Origin of the sequence: Glaciecola nitratireducens FR1064, assembly GCF_000226565.1 — a bacterium.
Lineage (GTDB): Bacteria > Pseudomonadota > Gammaproteobacteria > Enterobacterales > Alteromonadaceae > Glaciecola > Glaciecola nitratireducens.
Genome location: NC_016041.1, coordinates 800,170 through 816,624 on the forward strand (window position 1 = coordinate 800,170; position 16,455 = coordinate 816,624).

18 protein-coding genes are annotated in these 16,455 nt (G+C 42.9%); 12 read left to right on the forward strand and 6 right to left on the reverse strand.

Translation table 11 applies throughout. The features are described from left to right. Positions 1 to 3 precede the first annotated feature (3 nt). The 11 genes from rlmD to GNIT_RS17810 all read left to right on the forward strand — a co-directional run bounded on the left by rlmD (position 4) and on the right by GNIT_RS17810 (position 9,996). Positions 4 to 1,440: a 23S rRNA (uracil(1939)-C(5))-methyltransferase RlmD gene (gene rlmD, locus GNIT_RS03460; protein WP_014107742.1), complete on the forward strand. Its 1,437-nt coding sequence runs from the start codon at positions 4 to 6 to the stop codon at positions 1,438 to 1,440. Positions 1,441 to 1,451: 11 nt separating this feature from the next. Further along, positions 1,452 to 3,599, forward strand: a complete 2,148-nt coding sequence (relA, locus tag GNIT_RS03465; protein WP_014107743.1) for a GTP diphosphokinase — start codon at positions 1,452 to 1,454, stop codon at positions 3,597 to 3,599. Then, complete coding sequence (locus GNIT_RS03470) at positions 3,580 to 4,002, forward strand: MazG nucleotide pyrophosphohydrolase domain-containing protein (RefSeq protein WP_041246281.1); 423 nt, start codon at positions 3,580 to 3,582, stop codon at positions 4,000 to 4,002. The genes relA and GNIT_RS03470 overlap by 20 nt, the downstream gene beginning before the upstream one ends. Positions 4,003 to 4,274: 272 nt before the next feature. Then, positions 4,275 to 4,703, forward strand: a complete 429-nt coding sequence (gene rplM, locus GNIT_RS03475; protein WP_014107745.1) for a 50S ribosomal protein L13 — start codon at positions 4,275 to 4,277, stop codon at positions 4,701 to 4,703. A 12-nt stretch (positions 4,704 to 4,715) separates the two neighbouring features. Then, entirely contained in the window at positions 4,716 to 5,108 is a 393-nt protein-coding gene (gene rpsI / locus GNIT_RS03480; RefSeq protein ID WP_014107746.1) for a 30S ribosomal protein S9, read from the forward strand. A gap of 375 nt (positions 5,109 to 5,483) precedes the next feature. After that, entirely contained in the window at positions 5,484 to 6,116 is a 633-nt protein-coding gene (petA, locus tag GNIT_RS03485; RefSeq protein ID WP_014107747.1) for a ubiquinol-cytochrome c reductase iron-sulfur subunit, read from the forward strand. Then, the gene (locus GNIT_RS03490; RefSeq protein ID WP_014107748.1) at positions 6,116 to 7,381 is read left to right on the forward strand and encodes a cytochrome b; all 1,266 of its coding nucleotides are present in this window, start codon (positions 6,116 to 6,118) and stop codon (positions 7,379 to 7,381) included. Before petA ends, GNIT_RS03490 begins: the two co-directional genes overlap by 1 nt. After that, the gene (locus GNIT_RS03495; RefSeq protein WP_014107749.1) at positions 7,378 to 8,112 is read left to right on the forward strand and encodes a cytochrome c1; all 735 of its coding nucleotides are present in this window, start codon (positions 7,378 to 7,380) and stop codon (positions 8,110 to 8,112) included. Before GNIT_RS03490 ends, GNIT_RS03495 begins: the two co-directional genes overlap by 4 nt. A 106-nt stretch (positions 8,113 to 8,218) precedes the next feature. Beyond that, positions 8,219 to 8,851 (forward strand): stringent starvation protein SspA, encoded by a 633-nt coding sequence (gene sspA, locus GNIT_RS03500; RefSeq protein WP_014107750.1) that lies wholly within the window; start codon positions 8,219 to 8,221, stop codon positions 8,849 to 8,851. Between the two features lie 88 nt (positions 8,852 to 8,939). Next, entirely contained in the window at positions 8,940 to 9,476 is a 537-nt protein-coding gene (locus GNIT_RS03505; RefSeq protein ID WP_014107751.1) for a ClpXP protease specificity-enhancing factor, read from the forward strand. 361 nt (positions 9,477 to 9,837) lie between these two features. Then, the gene (locus GNIT_RS17810) at positions 9,838 to 9,996 is read left to right on the forward strand and encodes a YqaE/Pmp3 family membrane protein (protein WP_014107753.1); all 159 of its coding nucleotides are present in this window, start codon (positions 9,838 to 9,840) and stop codon (positions 9,994 to 9,996) included. A gap of 53 nt (positions 9,997 to 10,049) precedes the next feature. On the opposite strand, the gene GNIT_RS03515 is transcribed toward GNIT_RS17810, so the two are convergent. The 5 genes from GNIT_RS03515 to GNIT_RS18330 all read right to left on the reverse strand — a co-directional run bounded on the left by GNIT_RS03515 (position 10,050) and on the right by GNIT_RS18330 (position 14,777). Then, complete coding sequence (locus GNIT_RS03515; RefSeq protein ID WP_041246611.1) at positions 10,050 to 10,778, reverse strand: transposase; 729 nt, start codon at positions 10,776 to 10,778, stop codon at positions 10,050 to 10,052. A gap of 197 nt (positions 10,779 to 10,975) precedes the next feature. Beyond that, positions 10,976 to 11,560, reverse strand: coding sequence for a BON domain-containing protein (locus GNIT_RS03520; RefSeq protein WP_014107755.1), 585 nt, complete (start codon positions 11,558 to 11,560; stop codon positions 10,976 to 10,978). 12 nt (positions 11,561 to 11,572) lie between these two features. Next, positions 11,573 to 12,166, reverse strand: a complete 594-nt coding sequence (locus tag GNIT_RS03525; RefSeq protein WP_014107756.1) for a phosphoheptose isomerase — start codon at positions 12,164 to 12,166, stop codon at positions 11,573 to 11,575. Positions 12,167 to 12,236: 70 nt separating this feature from the next. Then, entirely contained in the window at positions 12,237 to 12,575 is a 339-nt protein-coding gene (locus GNIT_RS03530; RefSeq protein ID WP_014107757.1) for a YraN family protein, read from the reverse strand. A gap of 21 nt (positions 12,576 to 12,596) precedes the next feature. Next, the gene (locus tag GNIT_RS18330) at positions 12,597 to 14,777 is read right to left on the reverse strand and encodes a penicillin-binding protein activator (protein WP_238526934.1); all 2,181 of its coding nucleotides are present in this window, start codon (positions 14,775 to 14,777) and stop codon (positions 12,597 to 12,599) included. 166 nt (positions 14,778 to 14,943) lie between these two features. Between GNIT_RS18330 and rsmI the strand changes: the two genes are divergently transcribed. Beyond that, on the forward strand, positions 14,944 to 15,795 hold the full coding sequence (gene rsmI / locus GNIT_RS03540; protein WP_014107759.1) for a 16S rRNA (cytidine(1402)-2'-O)-methyltransferase: 852 nt from the start codon (positions 14,944 to 14,946) through the stop codon (positions 15,793 to 15,795). Here rsmI and argR read toward each other — a convergent pair. Further along, complete coding sequence (argR, locus tag GNIT_RS03545) at positions 15,778 to 16,242, reverse strand: transcriptional regulator ArgR (RefSeq protein WP_014107760.1); 465 nt, start codon at positions 16,240 to 16,242, stop codon at positions 15,778 to 15,780. The two genes, rsmI and argR, sit on opposite strands and share 18 nt — an antisense overlap. Positions 16,243 to 16,455 lie beyond the last annotated feature (213 nt).

Sequence of the window (16,455 nt, forward strand, 5' to 3'; positions counted from 1 at the left end):
GCTGTGGTTCAGTTTTTTAAAGCAAAAAAGCCCTCATCTTCAGGTAAAAAAAGACCTCAAAGAAACCGTACTCAAGTAAAGGCCGAGCACGAGTTTGTCGAGTTTTCAGCGGACGTTATTGATCACCACGGCAACGGCATATGCCTATCTCATCAACCGATTATCGTTGTACCTGCGACAATTCCAGGTGAATCGTATCGAGTAGAAATACTCACTAAAAAGCAAAAGGTATGGCATGGTAAAATTGCAAAGGTCTTGCAAGTGCATGAATCTGCTCGCGTTGAGCCATTTTGTCCTTATGTAACTACTTGTGGAGGATGCTCGCACCAAGCATTTCGCGCTGACTATTTAATTGAAGCAAAGCAAGCTAGTCTGAAAAGCTACTTAGAGAATGTTATTTCTTCGTCAAGACTAAAGCACTGTGAATGGGGTGATGCAATACATTCGGATATATCGGATATGCAACATGGATACCGTCGTCGCGCTCGCTTGGCTATCGATGCTCGTAATCCAGACGAGATTAAAATTGGATTTCGACAAGAGAAGTCGAATAAAGTTGTTGATATACCGAAGTGTGCGGTTTTAGTTGAGTCACTGCACGATGTTTACGCCCAATTAGTCAGTTTAATTAAACGCCTTCCGAGTGTTTCCTCTATCGGTCATATCACGTTAACTGAAGGTTCTGAAAGGGCGCAGGTTTGTCTACATTTAACTAAGAGCTTAAGTGCCGAATCAGTGAACATGTTAGTTGCAGAGCAAAAAGCTTCCGGCACAGAATATGTAATAGAAAGCAAAGGTTCAAAGCTCCTAAATGTTTCGGTATTAGATGGAGCGGATAAAAGTAGTGACGTAGGTGAAGATGTAATTTTTGATGCGAAATTCAGCATTTCGGACATTCCATCGTTGAAAATTGCAGTAACTGCTAATAATTTTATACAGGTCAACAAACATGTGAACCAGCAGATGCTGCGCTTAGCGAAAGAATGGTTAAATCCCAGCGCTGAGGACTGCATTGTTGATTTATTTTCGGGCATGGGCAACTTTTCGTTGGCTTTAGCTTCTTATTGTAAAGAAGTTATTGGCGTTGAAGGTATCCCTGAAATGGTGCAACAAGCTAGCGCAAATGCACAGTTAAATGGCATTAGCAATTGTCGCTTTGAACACTTTGACTTGAATAACTTGGCCGCAAAGGCAACACTTGATATACCTCAGGGCGCTCTCTTTATAGTCGATCCGTCGCGCGCAGGTGCTCTGGAAATTATGAAGGTAATATCGGTTTTTAAACCACAAAAAATATTGTACGTTTCTTGCAATCCGACTAGTTTCGCGAGGGATGTAGAAGTTTTGCCAAACACATACGAGATTACTAAAATTAGAGCACTTGATATGTTTCCGTTCACAAAGCATATTGAGATGATAGCTTTAATCAGCTCAAAGTAGAGTGAAACCAAATGGTATCAATTAGAAGCGTACACCAAAGCAGTCGGCCCACTTTTAGCCAATGGTTGGCAGATTTGGATGTGCCCGAAAAAACTAAAACAAAACTTCGCCATGTTTCAGATCAACCAGATACGCTCTTAGTTGGTCAAGAAATGGTGGAAATCTTGCACGAACTGCATATGGATGATGAAACGCTGCAAGCGGCTTTAGTCTATCCATACTGTCAAATTCATAAATTATCTGAAGAACAAATTGAAGACCAATTTGGCTTGCCAATAAAAGAGCTTATTATGGGCGTTCGACGCATGGATGCCATCAAAACTCTGCAATCGCGCACCCGTCAAGACGAAGATCACGTCAATAATTTACGTCGCATGCTGTTGAGTATGGTCGAAGATGTGCGAGCCGTGGTCATTAAAATGGCGGAACGCATTTGTACCTTGCATGCCGTCAAAGAGGCGGATGAAGAAACGCGGGTTATCGTGGCGCATGAGTGCTCAAGTATCTATGCGCCTTTAGCTAATAGACTCGGAATTGGACAACTCAAATGGGAGCTCGAAGACCTCTCTTTTCGCTATTTGCATCCAAACACTTACAAACGCATTGCAGAAATGCTGGATGAAAAGCGAATTGATCGTGAACAGTACATTATTGACATTGTTAACAAATTGCAGGGACTGTTGGATGAGCAAAACATCAAGGCAGAAGTAATTGGTCGACCCAAGCATATATATAGCATTTGGAAAAAGATGCAAAAGAAGCAGCTTACTTTTGAAGAGTTGTTTGATATTCGTGCCCTGCGTATTGTTGCGGACAGACTACAAGATTGTTACGCGGCCCTCGGCACAGTGCATACAAATTGGAAACATATCCCGAAGGAGTTTGATGACTACATAGCGACGCCAAAACAGAATGGATATCAGAGTATTCATACCGTTATTATTGGCCCTCAAGGTAAGTCAGTTGAAATTCAAATCAGAACACAGCAAATGCACCAAGATGCAGAGCTCGGTGTTGCGGCGCATTGGAAGTATAAAGAGGGGACAACGGGCAAAGCGGCTGGCTCAGAAGAACGCTTGAACTGGCTGCGAAAAATCCTGCAGTGGCAAGAAGAAATGGCTGAATCCGGTAATTTGGTTGAAGAACTGCGTAGTCAGGTGTTCGATGACCGAGTATACGTGTTTACGCCCAAAGGCGATGTGATTGATTTACCCTTAGGTTCAACCCCGCTTGACTTTGCCTATTACGTACACAGTAACGTTGGCCACCGTTGTATTGGCGCGAAGGTAAATAAGCGCATTGTGCCATTTGTTTATAAGTTACAAAGTGGCGACCAAGTTGAAGTACTTACCGGTAAAAACCGGTCACCGAGCCGCGATTGGATGCATCCTGGCTTAGGCTATGTGCATTCTGCTAGAGCCCGAGCGACAATCCATTCCTACTTTAAAAAGCAGGATAAAGATAAGAACGTTGATGCAGGAAGAGAACTCCTAGAACGAGAGCTTTCAAAAGTCGATCTTCCGATTAAGCTTGCTGCAGAGGCGCTGGATAAATTCAATGCTAATTCTGTTGACGATCTGTTTGCTGCTATCGGGGTGGGCGATACGCGTGTGATGACGGTTGTACATTTCTTATCACAGAAACATGCTCCGGCGCCACCAGAACCAGCTGAAATGGCGATTAAGCCGCGCAGAGCAAAGCTTCGAAAAGGAGCGGAGCCGATTATCGCGGAAGGTGTCGGTAATTTGCTTAGCCAAATTGCAAAATGCTGCCAACCGGTAGCTGGTGAGCCGATTTTAGGCTACATAACCCAAGGTAAAGGCGTTAGCGTGCACAAAGAAAGTTGTGCACAGCTCGCTAATCTCTTGGAACAACATCCCGAACGCCAAATTGACGTTTCGTGGGCAGTAGAGCATCAAACAAGCTTTCAAACGGAACTCAACGTTTTTTGTAATGACAGAACCGGTATTTTACGAGATATCACTACCGTATTATCAAATGAAAAGGTGGGTTTGCTCGGTGTAAACAGTTTTAGCAACAAAAGCCACAATTCTGCGCTAATAAAACTCACTGTTGAAGTGACAGATGCCAATAATTTAGCTCGCGTTGTCGATAGATTGAAGCAACTGCCGGACGTGAATGATGTCGCAAGGGATTAATTCGAGTTTGCTACAAAAAGCACTGGAAATTCAGCTGAAATGTGCGGAATTCGGATTTGATTGGCCAGACGCCGCGCCCGTATTCGATAAAATACTTGAAGAAATTGATGAGGTAAAAGCGGAGGTCAATGCGACCGAACCGCAGCAGCACAAAATTGAAGATGAAGTAGGCGATTTGCTATTTGCAGTTGTGAACTTGTCGCGCCATTTGCACATCAACCCAGATCTTGCATTGGCAAAAGCGACCGAAAAGTTTTGTAAACGCTTTGCTTTAGTTCAGACCTTTGCTGCTAATGAAAGTCTTGAGCTCAAAAATCTAAGCGCAGAGGAACTAGAAATACTCTGGCAGAAAGCAAAGCTAAGCTTAATTCAGGCAGATAAAGTGAGTGAAGAGGCTGGTTAAGGTTCTTTGGATCGCAGGATTGAGAATGGTTTTTGCAGCATAAAGTATCTGGACATAAAATAGATGCTCTGCATACATTCAGACAAAATCCACAAAAACACTTCGCTTTTCCTGCAAAGTCTGTATAATTCGCGACCTGCCCAGTTGCACCCACCTTTGGGAAGGTGGTAGATTGACCAGCTCGAAGGGGCTAACAGGTTGATAAATATACACTTTGAGCAGAATACACTGCTTGACAGTGAAACTAACTGATAATTTTGGGTGACGAATAAATGAAAACTTTTGTTGCAAAGCCAGAAAGCGTACAGCGCGACTGGTATGTGGTTGACGCCGCAGGCAAAACTTTAGGCCGTTTAGCGGCTGAAATCGCAGTAAGACTGCGTGGAAAGCATAAACCAGAGTACACACCTCATGTGGATACTGGTGATTACATTGTTGTAGTTAATGCAGAAAAAATTACGGTAACAGGAAATAAAGCGCTAGGTAAAATCTACTACGCTCACTCTGGTTACCCAGGTGGCTTGAAGCAAGCAACTTTCGAACAGCTAATTCAAAAGAAGCCAGAAATGGTTATTGAGAAAGCAGTGAAAGGTATGCTTCCAAAAGGCCCACTAGGTCGTGCTATGTTCCGCAAAATGAAAGTTTTTGCAGGTCCAGAGCATACGCATGCTGCACAACAGCCACAATCACTGGACATTTAAGGAGCGAGCAAAATGGCAGATACTCAATACTACGGCACTGGCCGTCGCAAAAGCTCAACAGCTCGCGTTTTTCTTCGTCCGGGCACAGGTAGCATTACTGTAAACCAACGTCCACTTGACGTATTCTTTGGTCGTGAAACTGCACGTATGATCGTGAGACAACCAATCGAATTAGTTGAGATGACAGAAAAATTCGACATCTACGTTACCGTTTCTGGCGGTGGTATCAGCGGACAAGCTGGTGCAATACGTCACGGTATCACTCGCGCTCTTATGGAGTTCGACGAGACCTTGCGTCCAGCACTACGCAAAGCTGGTTTCGTAACACGTGATGCTCGTAAAGTTGAACGTAAGAAAGTGGGTCTACATAAAGCGCGTAAGCGTCCACAATTCTCAAAACGTTAATTCGTTTCGACATGTTTTCAAAAACCCAGCTCCGGCTGGGTTTTTTATTTGTTAGCGAAAAACTGTGTCGTATAGCAAATTTCTGCCGATATCTTATTGAAATGCACTATTGTGGAGAAATCTTGACTTATAACGACAAAAACAATCAATTTTTATGAGTAAATCCTTGTGTTTGTTAAGGGTTTTCTTTTAACATACCCTGCTTGAAATAATTAAGAGTTTCAGATTAAAAATACCAGTTCAATTTAGGTTACATTGCAACCTTGTTTAATCTTGTTGTAGTAAGTCTATAGTTTGATTTAGGTCGTATTTAAACCATCATTGAACTCGAATTTATGATTTGAACCCAGTCTTTCCAACCCCGGAGAAAAGTTGATGAGCGATGTATCAGTAGATACCAATGAGTCAGCAACAAATAACGAACAGCCTCAAAGCAGCGATCGCCGCAAATTTTTGACTGTTGGTACATGTGTTGTTGGTGCTGTTGGTGCTGTAGGTGCTGCAGTCCCTTTTGTTGCCTCATGGCAACCAAGCGCAAAAGCCAAAGCGGCGGGTGCTGATGTGCAAGTAGATATTAGTGCAATCCAGTCAGGCCAAATGATTCGTGTAAAATGGCGCGGTAAGCCAGTATGGATTGTTCGCAGAACACCAGAACTTCTTGCAAGCTTGAGTGCTCACGAAGATCAGCTTCGTGATCCAAATTCAGACACTGAACAGCAGCCTGAATTTGCACATAACCAATACCGTTCTTTAAAGGCGGAATATCTGGTTCTTGTTGGTATTTGTACTCACCTTGGTTGTTCACCACAGCATCTAACTGATGGTGCTTTCGAGCAATACGCTGAGGGCGTAGCGGAAGGCTTCTTCTGTCCTTGCCACGGCTCTAAGTTCGATATGGCTGGTCGCGTTTTCCAAGGTGTTCCAGCGCCACTCAATTTAGTGGTGCCACCGTATCAATACGTTGATGATAATACGATTATTATCGGCTCAGAAGCGGAGGTTGCGTAATGAATGCATTTATGAACTGGATCGAAGAACGTATTCCCATGATGCGCACTGCTAATATGCATGCGATTCAATATCCAGCACCAAAAAACATGAATTTCTGGTACATATTTGGTTTCTTAGCCACTATCGTGCTGGTAAACCAAATTATTACTGGTATTTGGTTAACGATGAACTTCGAACCATCCGCAGAACGCGCGTTCGCATCGGTTGAATACATCATGCGTGAAGTCGACTACGGTTGGCTTATTCGCTACATGCATAGTACAGGCGCTTCAGCTTTCTTCATTGTCGTTTACCTTCACATGTTCAGAGGGATGATGTACGGCTCATATCAAAAACCTCGCGAATTGCTGTGGGTGTTCGGTATGCTAATTTACTTAGCACTTATGGCTGAAGCTTTCATGGGTTATGTATTGCCTTGGGGTCAGATGTCATATTGGGGAGCACAGGTTATTGTATCGCTATTTAGTGCTATTCCAGTTGTCGGTCCTGACCTAGTCGAATGGATCCAAGGTGACTACGTTATCTCGGGTGCAACGCTTAACCGATTCTTTGCACTGCACGTAATTGCGCTGCCACTAGTGATTGTGATTTTGGTTTTCCTACACATCATTGCTTTGCATGAAGTGGGTTCGAATAACCCGGACGGCACTAACATAAAGCATAAAAAAGGTTCATTGGCTGAAGAAGACAAAACGTCTTATAAGATCCATGAGCATTACACGAATAAATACGACATCATTGACGACGTTGTACCTTTCTTCCCGCACATCGTGTTGAAAGATATGGTTGCCTTTAGCGTGTTCTTGTTCGGTTTCTGCTACATCATGTTCTTTATGCCTGAAATGGGCGGTTACTTCTTGGAGCATCCGAATTTTGAAATTGCGAACCCGTATAAAACACCTGTGCATATTTTCCCTGTATGGTATTTCACGCCGTTCTATGCGATTTTGAAGGCAGTACCAGATAAACTATTCGGTGTATTGACCATGTTCGGTGCTATCGCAGTGCTGTTTGCTATACCTTGGATTGACCGTGGTAAAGTGAGATCATGGCGTTACAGATGTGGCCTTCACAAAGTCAACTTGCTTGTGTTCGCAGCTGTATTCATATTTTTGGGATACCTCGGCGGTACACCACAAGAAAACTGGAAAATTGTTGCGTCACAAATAGCCACTATTATGTATTTTGGTTTCTTCGTTTTACTTTGGATTTACTCAGGTAAAGAGAAAACCAAGCCAGTACCTGCGAGGATCACACTATGAAAAAATGGTTAGCAATTTTACTGTTAGTGCCTACCTTCGCATTTGCCGCAGGTGGAACATATCCTAACGACCACGCGGATATTGATTTAACCGATAAGGCATCGTTGCAGCGTGGCGCTCAAACATTTATGAACTATTGTTTAGGCTGTCACCAAATGCAGTATCAGCGTTACCAGCGCACTTTCCAAGATATTGGCGTGCCTGATGACCTAGGTGATAAGTACTTGCGTTTTACCGGTGAAAAGGTCAGCGATTACATTACGTCGCCAATGCCTGCGGAAGATGCGGCGACATGGTTCGGTGCTGCGCCACCTGACTTAACCTTAGTCGCACGTGTTCGTGGTGCCGATTGGATTTACACGTATCTACGTACCTTTTATGTAGATGAGACCAAGACATTTGGTGTAAACAACCTAGCATTCCCTAATGCAGGTATGCCTCACGTTTTGCAAGGTTTGCAGGGAACACCAAGATTAGCTACCGAAATGAAAATGATCGATGGCGAAATGACAGAAGTGAGTGTTGGTTTACGCACCGATGGTGATGGACAACTCACTACTGATGAATACGATCAGACTATTTTGGATTTGGTGAATTTCTTAGAATACTCTGGGGAGCCATCAAGATTACAATCAGAAAGCATAGGTAAAGGTGTGTTAATATTCATCCTTATTTTCTTTGTGTTTGTTTACCTGCTTAAAAAGGATTATTGGAAAGACGTTAAAAAATAACGACTTACCTGTAGTAATAAAATAAAAGGGGCAGTGCGCCCCTTTTAGTGTTTTTAATTGTTTATTTTTTGCAATTCTCTTTTTGAGAGAGAATTCGGAGGTTTTAATGGCTGTAGCCGCGAACAAACGTTCAATAATGACGTTGTTTTCTGACAATATTGATATTTATAGTCACCAAGTACGCATTGTATTGGCGGAAAAAGGTGTGGGCGTAGAAATAAGCTACATCGATCCAACCCAATTGAGCGAAGATTTGTTGGAACTGAACCCATACGGCACAGTACCAACGTTAGTTGATAGAGAATTAGTACTTTATAAGTCTCATATTATTATGGAGTACTTAGATGAGCGCTTCCCGCATCCACCATTAATGCCTGTTTATCCGGTATCTCGCGGTGAGAGCCGTTTGATGATGCATCGTATTGAGCATGATTGGTATGCGTTAGCTGCGAAGATTTTCCGCAATGAACCAGGCGCAGAAGAAGCTCGCCATGAATTACGTGAATCTTTACTTGCGTTAGGTCCAATCTTTGCAGAAAAACCTTACTTCATGAGTGATGAATTCAGTTTGGTTGATTGTTACTTAGCGCCGTTGCTATGGCGTTTACCAGCTTTGAACATCACGTTGAGCGGCGCAGGTAGTAAAGACGTAGTGGCTTATATGAATCGTATATTCGAACGAGGTTCATTCAAAGCATCTTTGACTGACCAAGAGCGTGAAATTCATAATCCTCTATAAGTAAGTTATTAAGAGCGGCTCATAATTATGGCCGCTCCTAAACCATCCTTTACATTATTTTTCCTGTGACAACAATTTGAGAGACCCAATGGATAATATGACCAACAACCAACCGTACTTGCTTCGCGCTTTTTGCGACTGGATAGTTGACAACGGTTTAACACCTTACATTGTGGTAGACGCAGATTTACCAGGTGTTGAAGTGCCTAGGCAGTTTGTGAAAGACGGCCAAATTGTTTTGAATGTCTCGCCTAGCGCCTGTGTAAACTTAAATGTCGGCTTAGAAGGTGTAGCATTTCAGGCGCGCTTTTCTGGACAACCGATGCAAGTGTTTGTGCCAAGCATTGCAGTTAGTGCCATATATGCTCGTGAAAACGGCGCAGGTACAGTTTTTACGCACACTCCTGAAGAGTTAGCCGAATATGAAAAGAACACTTACAAACAAGCGGGAGCGCCCTCTGTGGAACCTGCGAAGAAACTGCAAAGCGTTAAGCTAACGGAAGAGAGCCCTCCGAAGGCGAAAAAAGAAAGCTCAACCGAAGAAAGCAAGGCCAGCGGTCCTGAAAAACTATCAAAACCCAGTGATGAACCCCCCAAAAGACCGAGTCTAAAAGTAATCAAATAAACCGACCAAAACACCAAGGGGCCAGGTTTCTTGAAAATCAAATCAAGAGACCAGGTTACTTGAAAATCTAGCAAGGCCTTAGCTCAAGGTGCCGAGTTCAAGGGGCCGGGTTACTTGAATGCGAGCGTGGTTTTATTGAAGTGTAAAACCGCTCAGATTCATTCGAATCGGAGCAATTTTCCGTAAATTTAGTTGCTGGCCCATTCTAAAGTAGTCAACTTGCTGTCACGTGCAGTTCAAGAAAGCAGCCAGTCCTTACGTCAACTAGAAAAATCAAATACTAGCTTTTTAGAGCGCAAAATGGTGTTATGCATTTTCTTATATAATAATTCGAAAAACCATAAACTAAGAGAGATACATCATGAATAAACTAGTACTCATTCTTCTGGCTATATTTTTGCCTCCAGTTGCTGTTTTCCTTAAAAGTGGTGCAGGCAAGGATTTACTAATCAACATATTGCTTTGCATACTGTTTTACGTTCCAGGCATTATTCATGCATTGTGGGTATGCACTAAATAACGATTAGAGAGAGTGGCTAACGCAGATGTAAGTTCTTCGAAAGAGAATAGGACTTAATCTGCGTTATTATTAATATATGCAATTTCCAAAAAATCTTCAGATCGCCTATCCCCGCCATGCTGGACATGTCCAACATACCGCTCTAGCTGCTGAGATATTTGGGCGATAAATTTTGCGTTGCCTAAAACTCTAGATTTGTTTGTGGTTGTTGAAATTTGGTGAACCATATTCTCCGAAAGTGGCGATAATAGTAAATCGTTATAATATTTCTTTCGTTGCCGTTCATTGTCCCCAAGTGAGAGAAATAGAGGATGAGGAGTGATGAGGCTTATTTGCCGATCACCACCATTCGTGTGATAGCTACTCCACGGATAGTCTCTCGGATGCCTCACCATTCCAGCTCTAACCGGATTCATTTCGATATATCGATATAAATTCAAAAGGTATTCTTCGCTGTCGGCTAGGCTAGATTTAAACCTGCCTTCCCAAAGCGTTCCCGTCCGTTCATAGGTGGTATTAATGTATCGCACATAATAGCTGCCCAAGCTCTGCATTACGTTGCTAATGCCGGTATAGTCATTCGCTGTGAGTAATAGATGAACATGATTGGTCATCAAAACAAAACAATGCACTCTTACTGTGAACTTTTTTGCACTTTCTTTGAGTTTTTTCAGGTAAACAGCGTAATCTTTCGTTTGATAAAAACATGCTTGGCGATTGTTACCGCGCTGAATAACGTGGACTGGAACATTAGGAACCATAATTCTTGGATGACGTGGCAAAATGAGTGCTACCAAAGTTGAAACCGACGTCAACAAATATACTAAAGCTTGTGTCTAAATATAGCTGTATTGAAGAATGGGAAAAACGCTATTGCTTAAAAATGTAAATAAACCAAGTTGCTAAAACCAAGGGGCCAGGTACCTTGAATTCAACGTACCTGGCCCCTTGGTTATTCAACGTACCTGGCCCCTTGATTTTAGCGGATGAGCTCCATGACTCTGATGACCTTGGTGACGCCGTCGACATTTCTGGCGGCTTCAACGGCAGCGGCGGCTTCCTGTTTTGTTAATAAGCCCATGATGAACACTTCGCTGTCTTCCACTATCAGGTCGAGTTTAAACAATGGAATTTGCTCATCGGCGAGCATAATGGTTTTGATTTTTGAGGCTAACCAAACGTCATTCATCGTCGACGTCGCCGGAATAGGGCTTCCTAGTCTAATTTGATTGTGTACTTTTGTGACGTTTTGTACGGTAGAAGCGGAGTTTTCGATATCAATAATCATTCTTTGCAATGGTGCCTGACCTGTCAACAGCACCTGACCATTGTAAACATCAACGCTCACTGCCGCCTCGTCCTTCACCAATGGAATATCATTGATTGCGCTTCTTACTCTGCTTTGGGTCGTTTTGTCATCTATTTGTGTTCCTACCGTTCGTCTGTCCGTAGCTGATGCAGTTGCAGCAGCGCCAGCAGTTCCAACTGCCATGAGTGCGCAACCGCTTTGCATAAACGCAACGAAGATAATCAAAATCGTGGCGAACTTTCCCTTGCTAAACATAAACCCTTCTCTTTATTCAGAATCACTAATGGGGAATAGCGCGTTGTCAATTGACTCGCACAAATTGTGGATAACAAGAAGATGCACTTCCTGTATTCTTGCCGTACGCGATGAAGGTACTCTAATTTCTACATCATTCTCGCTCAAGAATCCAGCCATCTCTCCGCCGTCTTTGCCAGTTAAAGCGACTATTGTCATATCTCTTGCTAGCGCGGCTTCCATTGCGTTGATAACGTTACGACTGTTCCCACTAGTTGAAATGGCTAATAAAATATCACCAGGTTGTCCGAGCGCTTTAATTTGTTTAGAAAAAATTTCATCGTAACTGTAGTCATTCGCAATTGATGTAATGGTGGAGCTATCGGTTGTGAGGGCCATTGCGGGAAGTGATGGTCGGTCGCGCTCGTATCGATTTAAAAGTTCTGATGAAAAGTGTTGTGCATCGCCTGCTGAACCGCCATTGCCGCAGCTTAAAATCTTATTGCCACGAATTAGTGCTTGCACCATCATATTGGCTGCTTTTTCAATAGGAACAGGTAATACTTCTGCCGCTGCTATTTTAGTTTGAATGCTTTCGGTAAAACTTTTTTTAATATTATCCAGCATTTATTGCCCCTTAAGTCGTGTCCATTCGGTGACTTTTTTTAGTTATTAGTTTCTTTTTATAAAGTCGTCGCTATACGTTCTTAATCCAGTTTACCTGTTCGCCGTCTATTGCTACAACATCTATTCGTAAATTTGTGTGGTGAGGATTCAATTTTTTTTGTAATAAATAGTAATTAATCGTTCTCTCAAGCTTTTTTCGCTTCTTCGACGTGAACTGCTCAGCGGCGCAACCATGGCTGTTAGTCGATCTAAACTTTACCTCAACAAAAACAAGCTGGTGCTCGTCGAGCATAATCAAATCTATCTCTCCGACCTTGGCTTTGTAATTTTGTTCCAAAAATTGAAGTGAATGTTCGAGCAAATAGCGCTTTGCTGTTTGCTCTGCATCATGGCCAATCAAGCTGGCCATGAATTGGTGAGACACCAAAGACTAAAAACCGTCTACTTGGGTTATTGAATCATTTTGTATAATAGCGCTTGGTAAATTACGGATCACTTGACGCTGCTCATTCACCGTCAACTTACCTGAAAGACCTTTTAAATCGGTGTGGCTGAAATATGCCAACTGCTGCATTTGCTCGGAGAACTGAAACGCGTCATAGCCAAAAGCAAATAGACGTAAAAACGAACTGGGTGGTTTATTCCAAAGCGTATCTACCTGCTCGGCAAGTGGACTATTTCTTTGTTCTGGCATTAAAAAGGGCATATCAACAAACACCAAGCTGCGCAAATCGCGAATACTGTTTTTGTTTAGTTGATGCTGGTAGCTATAAGAGGTGGCGAATACAGGTATCGTCCGATCCGTGAACAAGCTAATACTAGCCTCAATAATTGGGTTCAATAATTCGACTTGCTGCGGCAAAGCGAAAACGACAAAAGCATCTACATCTCTTCTGTTGCGCGTTACGCTGTGGACCGTTTCTGAGCTTAAGTTAGACAGTTGGTTAATGCGTCGTTGACTTTGCAATACATCAAGTGCTGCGGTAATACCAACGCGTAAACCTTTATTATCGGAAAAAGTCACAACTTTTGGAGGTTTTATAGCATCGAGACCATTTAGGGCAATCCACTGTTCATTGAAAGTATCAATCATTCGACGACTAAGTGACGAACCATTGCTGATAATGATTGGGGTGCGTATTCCTTGTTTTTTCATTAAATTTGCAAGTTGCGTCGCTTCATCTTCCGGAGCCAGTGCAAAATATACTTTTGCTGATGTGCTTTCAGCATTAGTCTTCAAACTAAGAGTAGCGTCTTGTGCCTGGTCTTGATTAGGCTGAAAAAGAGTTTTATCAGAAGATAAAGTGCTCGAATCATTATTCGGTAAGTCAACAAATTCATCTTGCAGCAAGGCAGCAACGGTGTTGTCTTTTGCTCCGATGTTTGATGTCGCCCGAGAAATACGGTTTAAGTAAACCAACATCGAATCAGGCAAGTTGAAGTTTTTCACCAAACTCACGTGTTCACGCAGCAGTGGCCCAATGACAATATCATATTGCATGAGTCCTTCGGGCGTAATTTCGTCACTTACGAAGCGGCTGGTATCAGAACCTGTGTCCAAAAAGCGAATGTTTGGGATAGTCTCGCCTGGGTTGTTTTTATTGATATTTTCTAATTTTGCAAAGTAGGCCGTCATAATACCTTGCTTTATCGCATCTCCTTGCACTTCAACGCGCCCACTTAACGGCAGTAAAACCGCAATGTTGCGCACTTCTTTTAGCGTCTGCGCTAGGTATCCTTTAACTCCGCTAGGCAGGTTAATAGAGAGTGGGTGGCTTGGATTTTGTTTTTGCCAGAAGATGATTGCTTGCTGTCTACTCGCATCTGTTAAGTTTTCATCCTCCAAGATATTAGCAAGTGACAAATACGCGCGCATGAACGGATTGCTCTGCGCCATAGTAGTTTGAGTCGATTTCGATGACTTTAAAAACCATTTCCACAATATTTGCTCTGGCGCTGCGCTTGGTAGGCTGCGGGCATTCAATGCATCCGCACTTAGTGGGAGCTGACTAACGGGCGAACTATCGACATTCAATGGGCTATCGGCTTCCAACTGCTGGCTTAACACATTAGCGGCTAAGTCCCAACGCTCATGTAATGCGGCCAAGTGTGCGATAAGCACTTCTTTGCGAGCGATAAATTGGTTCGCAGTAATAGGAGTGAGCCATGAAATCATTGTGTCTATCGGCGTTTGGATAAGCTCAGCAGATAGTCCAGACGCATAGTGCTGTATCAATGCGCACTCGGCTTTTAATAGTAGCGAGTATTGTTGTTGAATCGGATTTTCTAAGAACGGTTCTATGTTGGCAATGATAATATCAGAGCGACGACATTCACCACCCGTTTGAAAGTCTTGAGCAGCGGCTAGCAACAGGCTGTTGCGTTGCTCGATGTCACCGTTTTTCAACCATTCCACTTCCGCTTTCTGCAATGATTTTTCGGCATTGTTTAGAACCACTTCCTTAGAAGGCTTGTCTACCTTATCGAGTGGTTTCTGAGTCGTTGTTTTTGTTGGAGTGGCACAACTGCTCAAAAACAATAAAATGAATGCGATAAGCACATACTTGCTATGTGTGGGTGCCATGTTTTGAAAATTGGAAATTAGGTTCACAAGTGCTCTCAAATAACTAATATAGTACTAGTTTACTCAAGCTCAGGTAAATATCTATCAACTTTGACATATTCTGTTCTAAAGTACGTGCATAAAGTGTAAAAGCTGTGGTTTGATTTAGTGTAATATTGCCCGCGTGCAACTAAGAGTTGGAAAATAGAGAAAAATGCAAACTACGACAACATCAGGAACGCTTTACATCGTGCCCACGCCCATTGGGAATTTATCTGATATTAGCTCTCGAGCGCTCGATATCCTGAAAGAGGTTGATTTAATCGCCGCAGAGGACACGCGGCACACCTCACGCTTGTTATCCCATTATTCTATAGGCACGTCGACCATTTCGATGCATGACCATAATGAAGCAGCTCGTTCAAATCAATTAACGTCGAAACTACTTGAAGGTAAAAACATCGCGTTGGTTTCTGACGCGGGAACGCCGTTAATAAGCGATCCTGGGTTTATTTTTGTTCGAGATTGTCGAGAGAAGGGAATACCTGTCATTGCTTTACCTGGCCCATGCGCGCTAACTACCGCATTAAGCGCCTCCGGTTTGCCAACCGATAAATTTACCTTTCATGGCTTTTTACCTGTAAAGCAACAAGCCAAGGCAGAAGCGCTAAAGTTACTCACAAACTCAGGTTCTACAACCGTATTTTATGAAGCACCCAGGCGCATTCGGGATACAATTGCGGCTTGTCACGAAAACTTGCAAGAAGATCACGAAATTGTTTTAGCAAAAGAGATAAGTAAAACCTTTGAAACTTATAAACAAGGCCGAGCGGAAGCTATTTTAGAATGGCTAGATGCAGACCCAGTCCACCAAAAGGGTGAATTTGTGTTGATGATTTATTGCCCTAATAATTTGAACTCTGATGGTGCATCACAGGAAGCTTTGTCTTTACTCGCGTTACTAGCAAAAGAACTGCCTCTGAAAAAAGCAGCGGCCTTAACCGCTGCGCACTATGGTCTTAAGAAAAACGCACTCTACGCAATCGGCTTAGACACTCTCAAATAGGTCTTCTACACGTTGACGAAGTTCTTCTATCTCAGTGATATCAGCGGGGGCAATAAAAATGGTGTCATCGCCAGCAATGGTGCCAAGTACACCGTCAGTGTGGCTTAATGAATCAAGCAGGCGCGCTATGAGTTGCGCCGCACCAGGGCTGGTGCGAATAATTACCATCACATTGTTGTGCACAATATCTAACACAAGCTGTTTTAACGGGCTTTTTGCGGTCGGCATACCGAGCTCAGGCGGCAAGCAATAAACCATATCGCCGCGTGCATTTCGAGTTCGTACCGCACCAAATTTACTCAACATTCGAGACACTTTCGACTGGCTAATATTGTCAAAGCCAGCCTCTTTCAACGCATTAACAATTTCACCCTGCGAACCGTAGCTTTCGGTTTTCAATAGCTCTTTAAATGATTTTACTAGGGCGTCTTGTTTGCTCGATGACATATTACTGAAAGCCTCATTATTGACAATGGCGTATTCTGCATCAGCGAGACCCTTTTCGCAAACGAATGTGACTAATAAATGTTAGCAAATTGTAAGCATTGTAGGCTTTTTGTGAAGGTGAGCGTAAAAAAGAGGGATAAGACTATCGGGTGATTGAGATCTTCACGTATATAGATTATTGTGTCGCCCGCAAATAAAAGCTTTTATTAACAG

Coding starts and splice junctions, on each gene's coding strand:
- relA (WP_014107743.1), top strand. CDS start 1,452: ATGGTATCAATTAGAAGCGTACACCAAAGCAGTCGGCCCACTTTTAGC.
- GNIT_RS03470 (WP_041246281.1), top strand. CDS start 3,580: ATGATGTCGCAAGGGATTAATTCGAGTTTGCTACAAAAAGCACTGGAA.
- rplM (WP_014107745.1), top strand. CDS start 4,275: ATGAAAACTTTTGTTGCAAAGCCAGAAAGCGTACAGCGCGACTGGTAT.
- rpsI (WP_014107746.1), top strand. CDS start 4,716: ATGGCAGATACTCAATACTACGGCACTGGCCGTCGCAAAAGCTCAACA.
- petA (WP_014107747.1), top strand. CDS start 5,484: ATGAGCGATGTATCAGTAGATACCAATGAGTCAGCAACAAATAACGAA.
- GNIT_RS03490 (WP_014107748.1), top strand. CDS start 6,116: ATGAATGCATTTATGAACTGGATCGAAGAACGTATTCCCATGATGCGC.
- GNIT_RS03495 (WP_014107749.1), top strand. CDS start 7,378: ATGAAAAAATGGTTAGCAATTTTACTGTTAGTGCCTACCTTCGCATTT.
- sspA (WP_014107750.1), top strand. CDS start 8,219: ATGGCTGTAGCCGCGAACAAACGTTCAATAATGACGTTGTTTTCTGAC.
- GNIT_RS03505 (WP_014107751.1), top strand. CDS start 8,940: ATGGATAATATGACCAACAACCAACCGTACTTGCTTCGCGCTTTTTGC.
- GNIT_RS17810 (WP_014107753.1), top strand. CDS start 9,838: ATGAATAAACTAGTACTCATTCTTCTGGCTATATTTTTGCCTCCAGTT.
- GNIT_RS03520 (WP_014107755.1), bottom strand. CDS start 11,560: ATGTTTAGCAAGGGAAAGTTCGCCACGATTTTGATTATCTTCGTTGCG.
- GNIT_RS03525 (WP_014107756.1), bottom strand. CDS start 12,166: ATGCTGGATAATATTAAAAAAAGTTTTACCGAAAGCATTCAAACTAAA.
- GNIT_RS03530 (WP_014107757.1), bottom strand. CDS start 12,575: ATGGCCAGCTTGATTGGCCATGATGCAGAGCAAACAGCAAAGCGCTAT.
- rsmI (WP_014107759.1), top strand. CDS start 14,944: ATGCAAACTACGACAACATCAGGAACGCTTTACATCGTGCCCACGCCC.
- argR (WP_014107760.1), bottom strand. CDS start 16,242: ATGTCATCGAGCAAACAAGACGCCCTAGTAAAATCATTTAAAGAGCTA.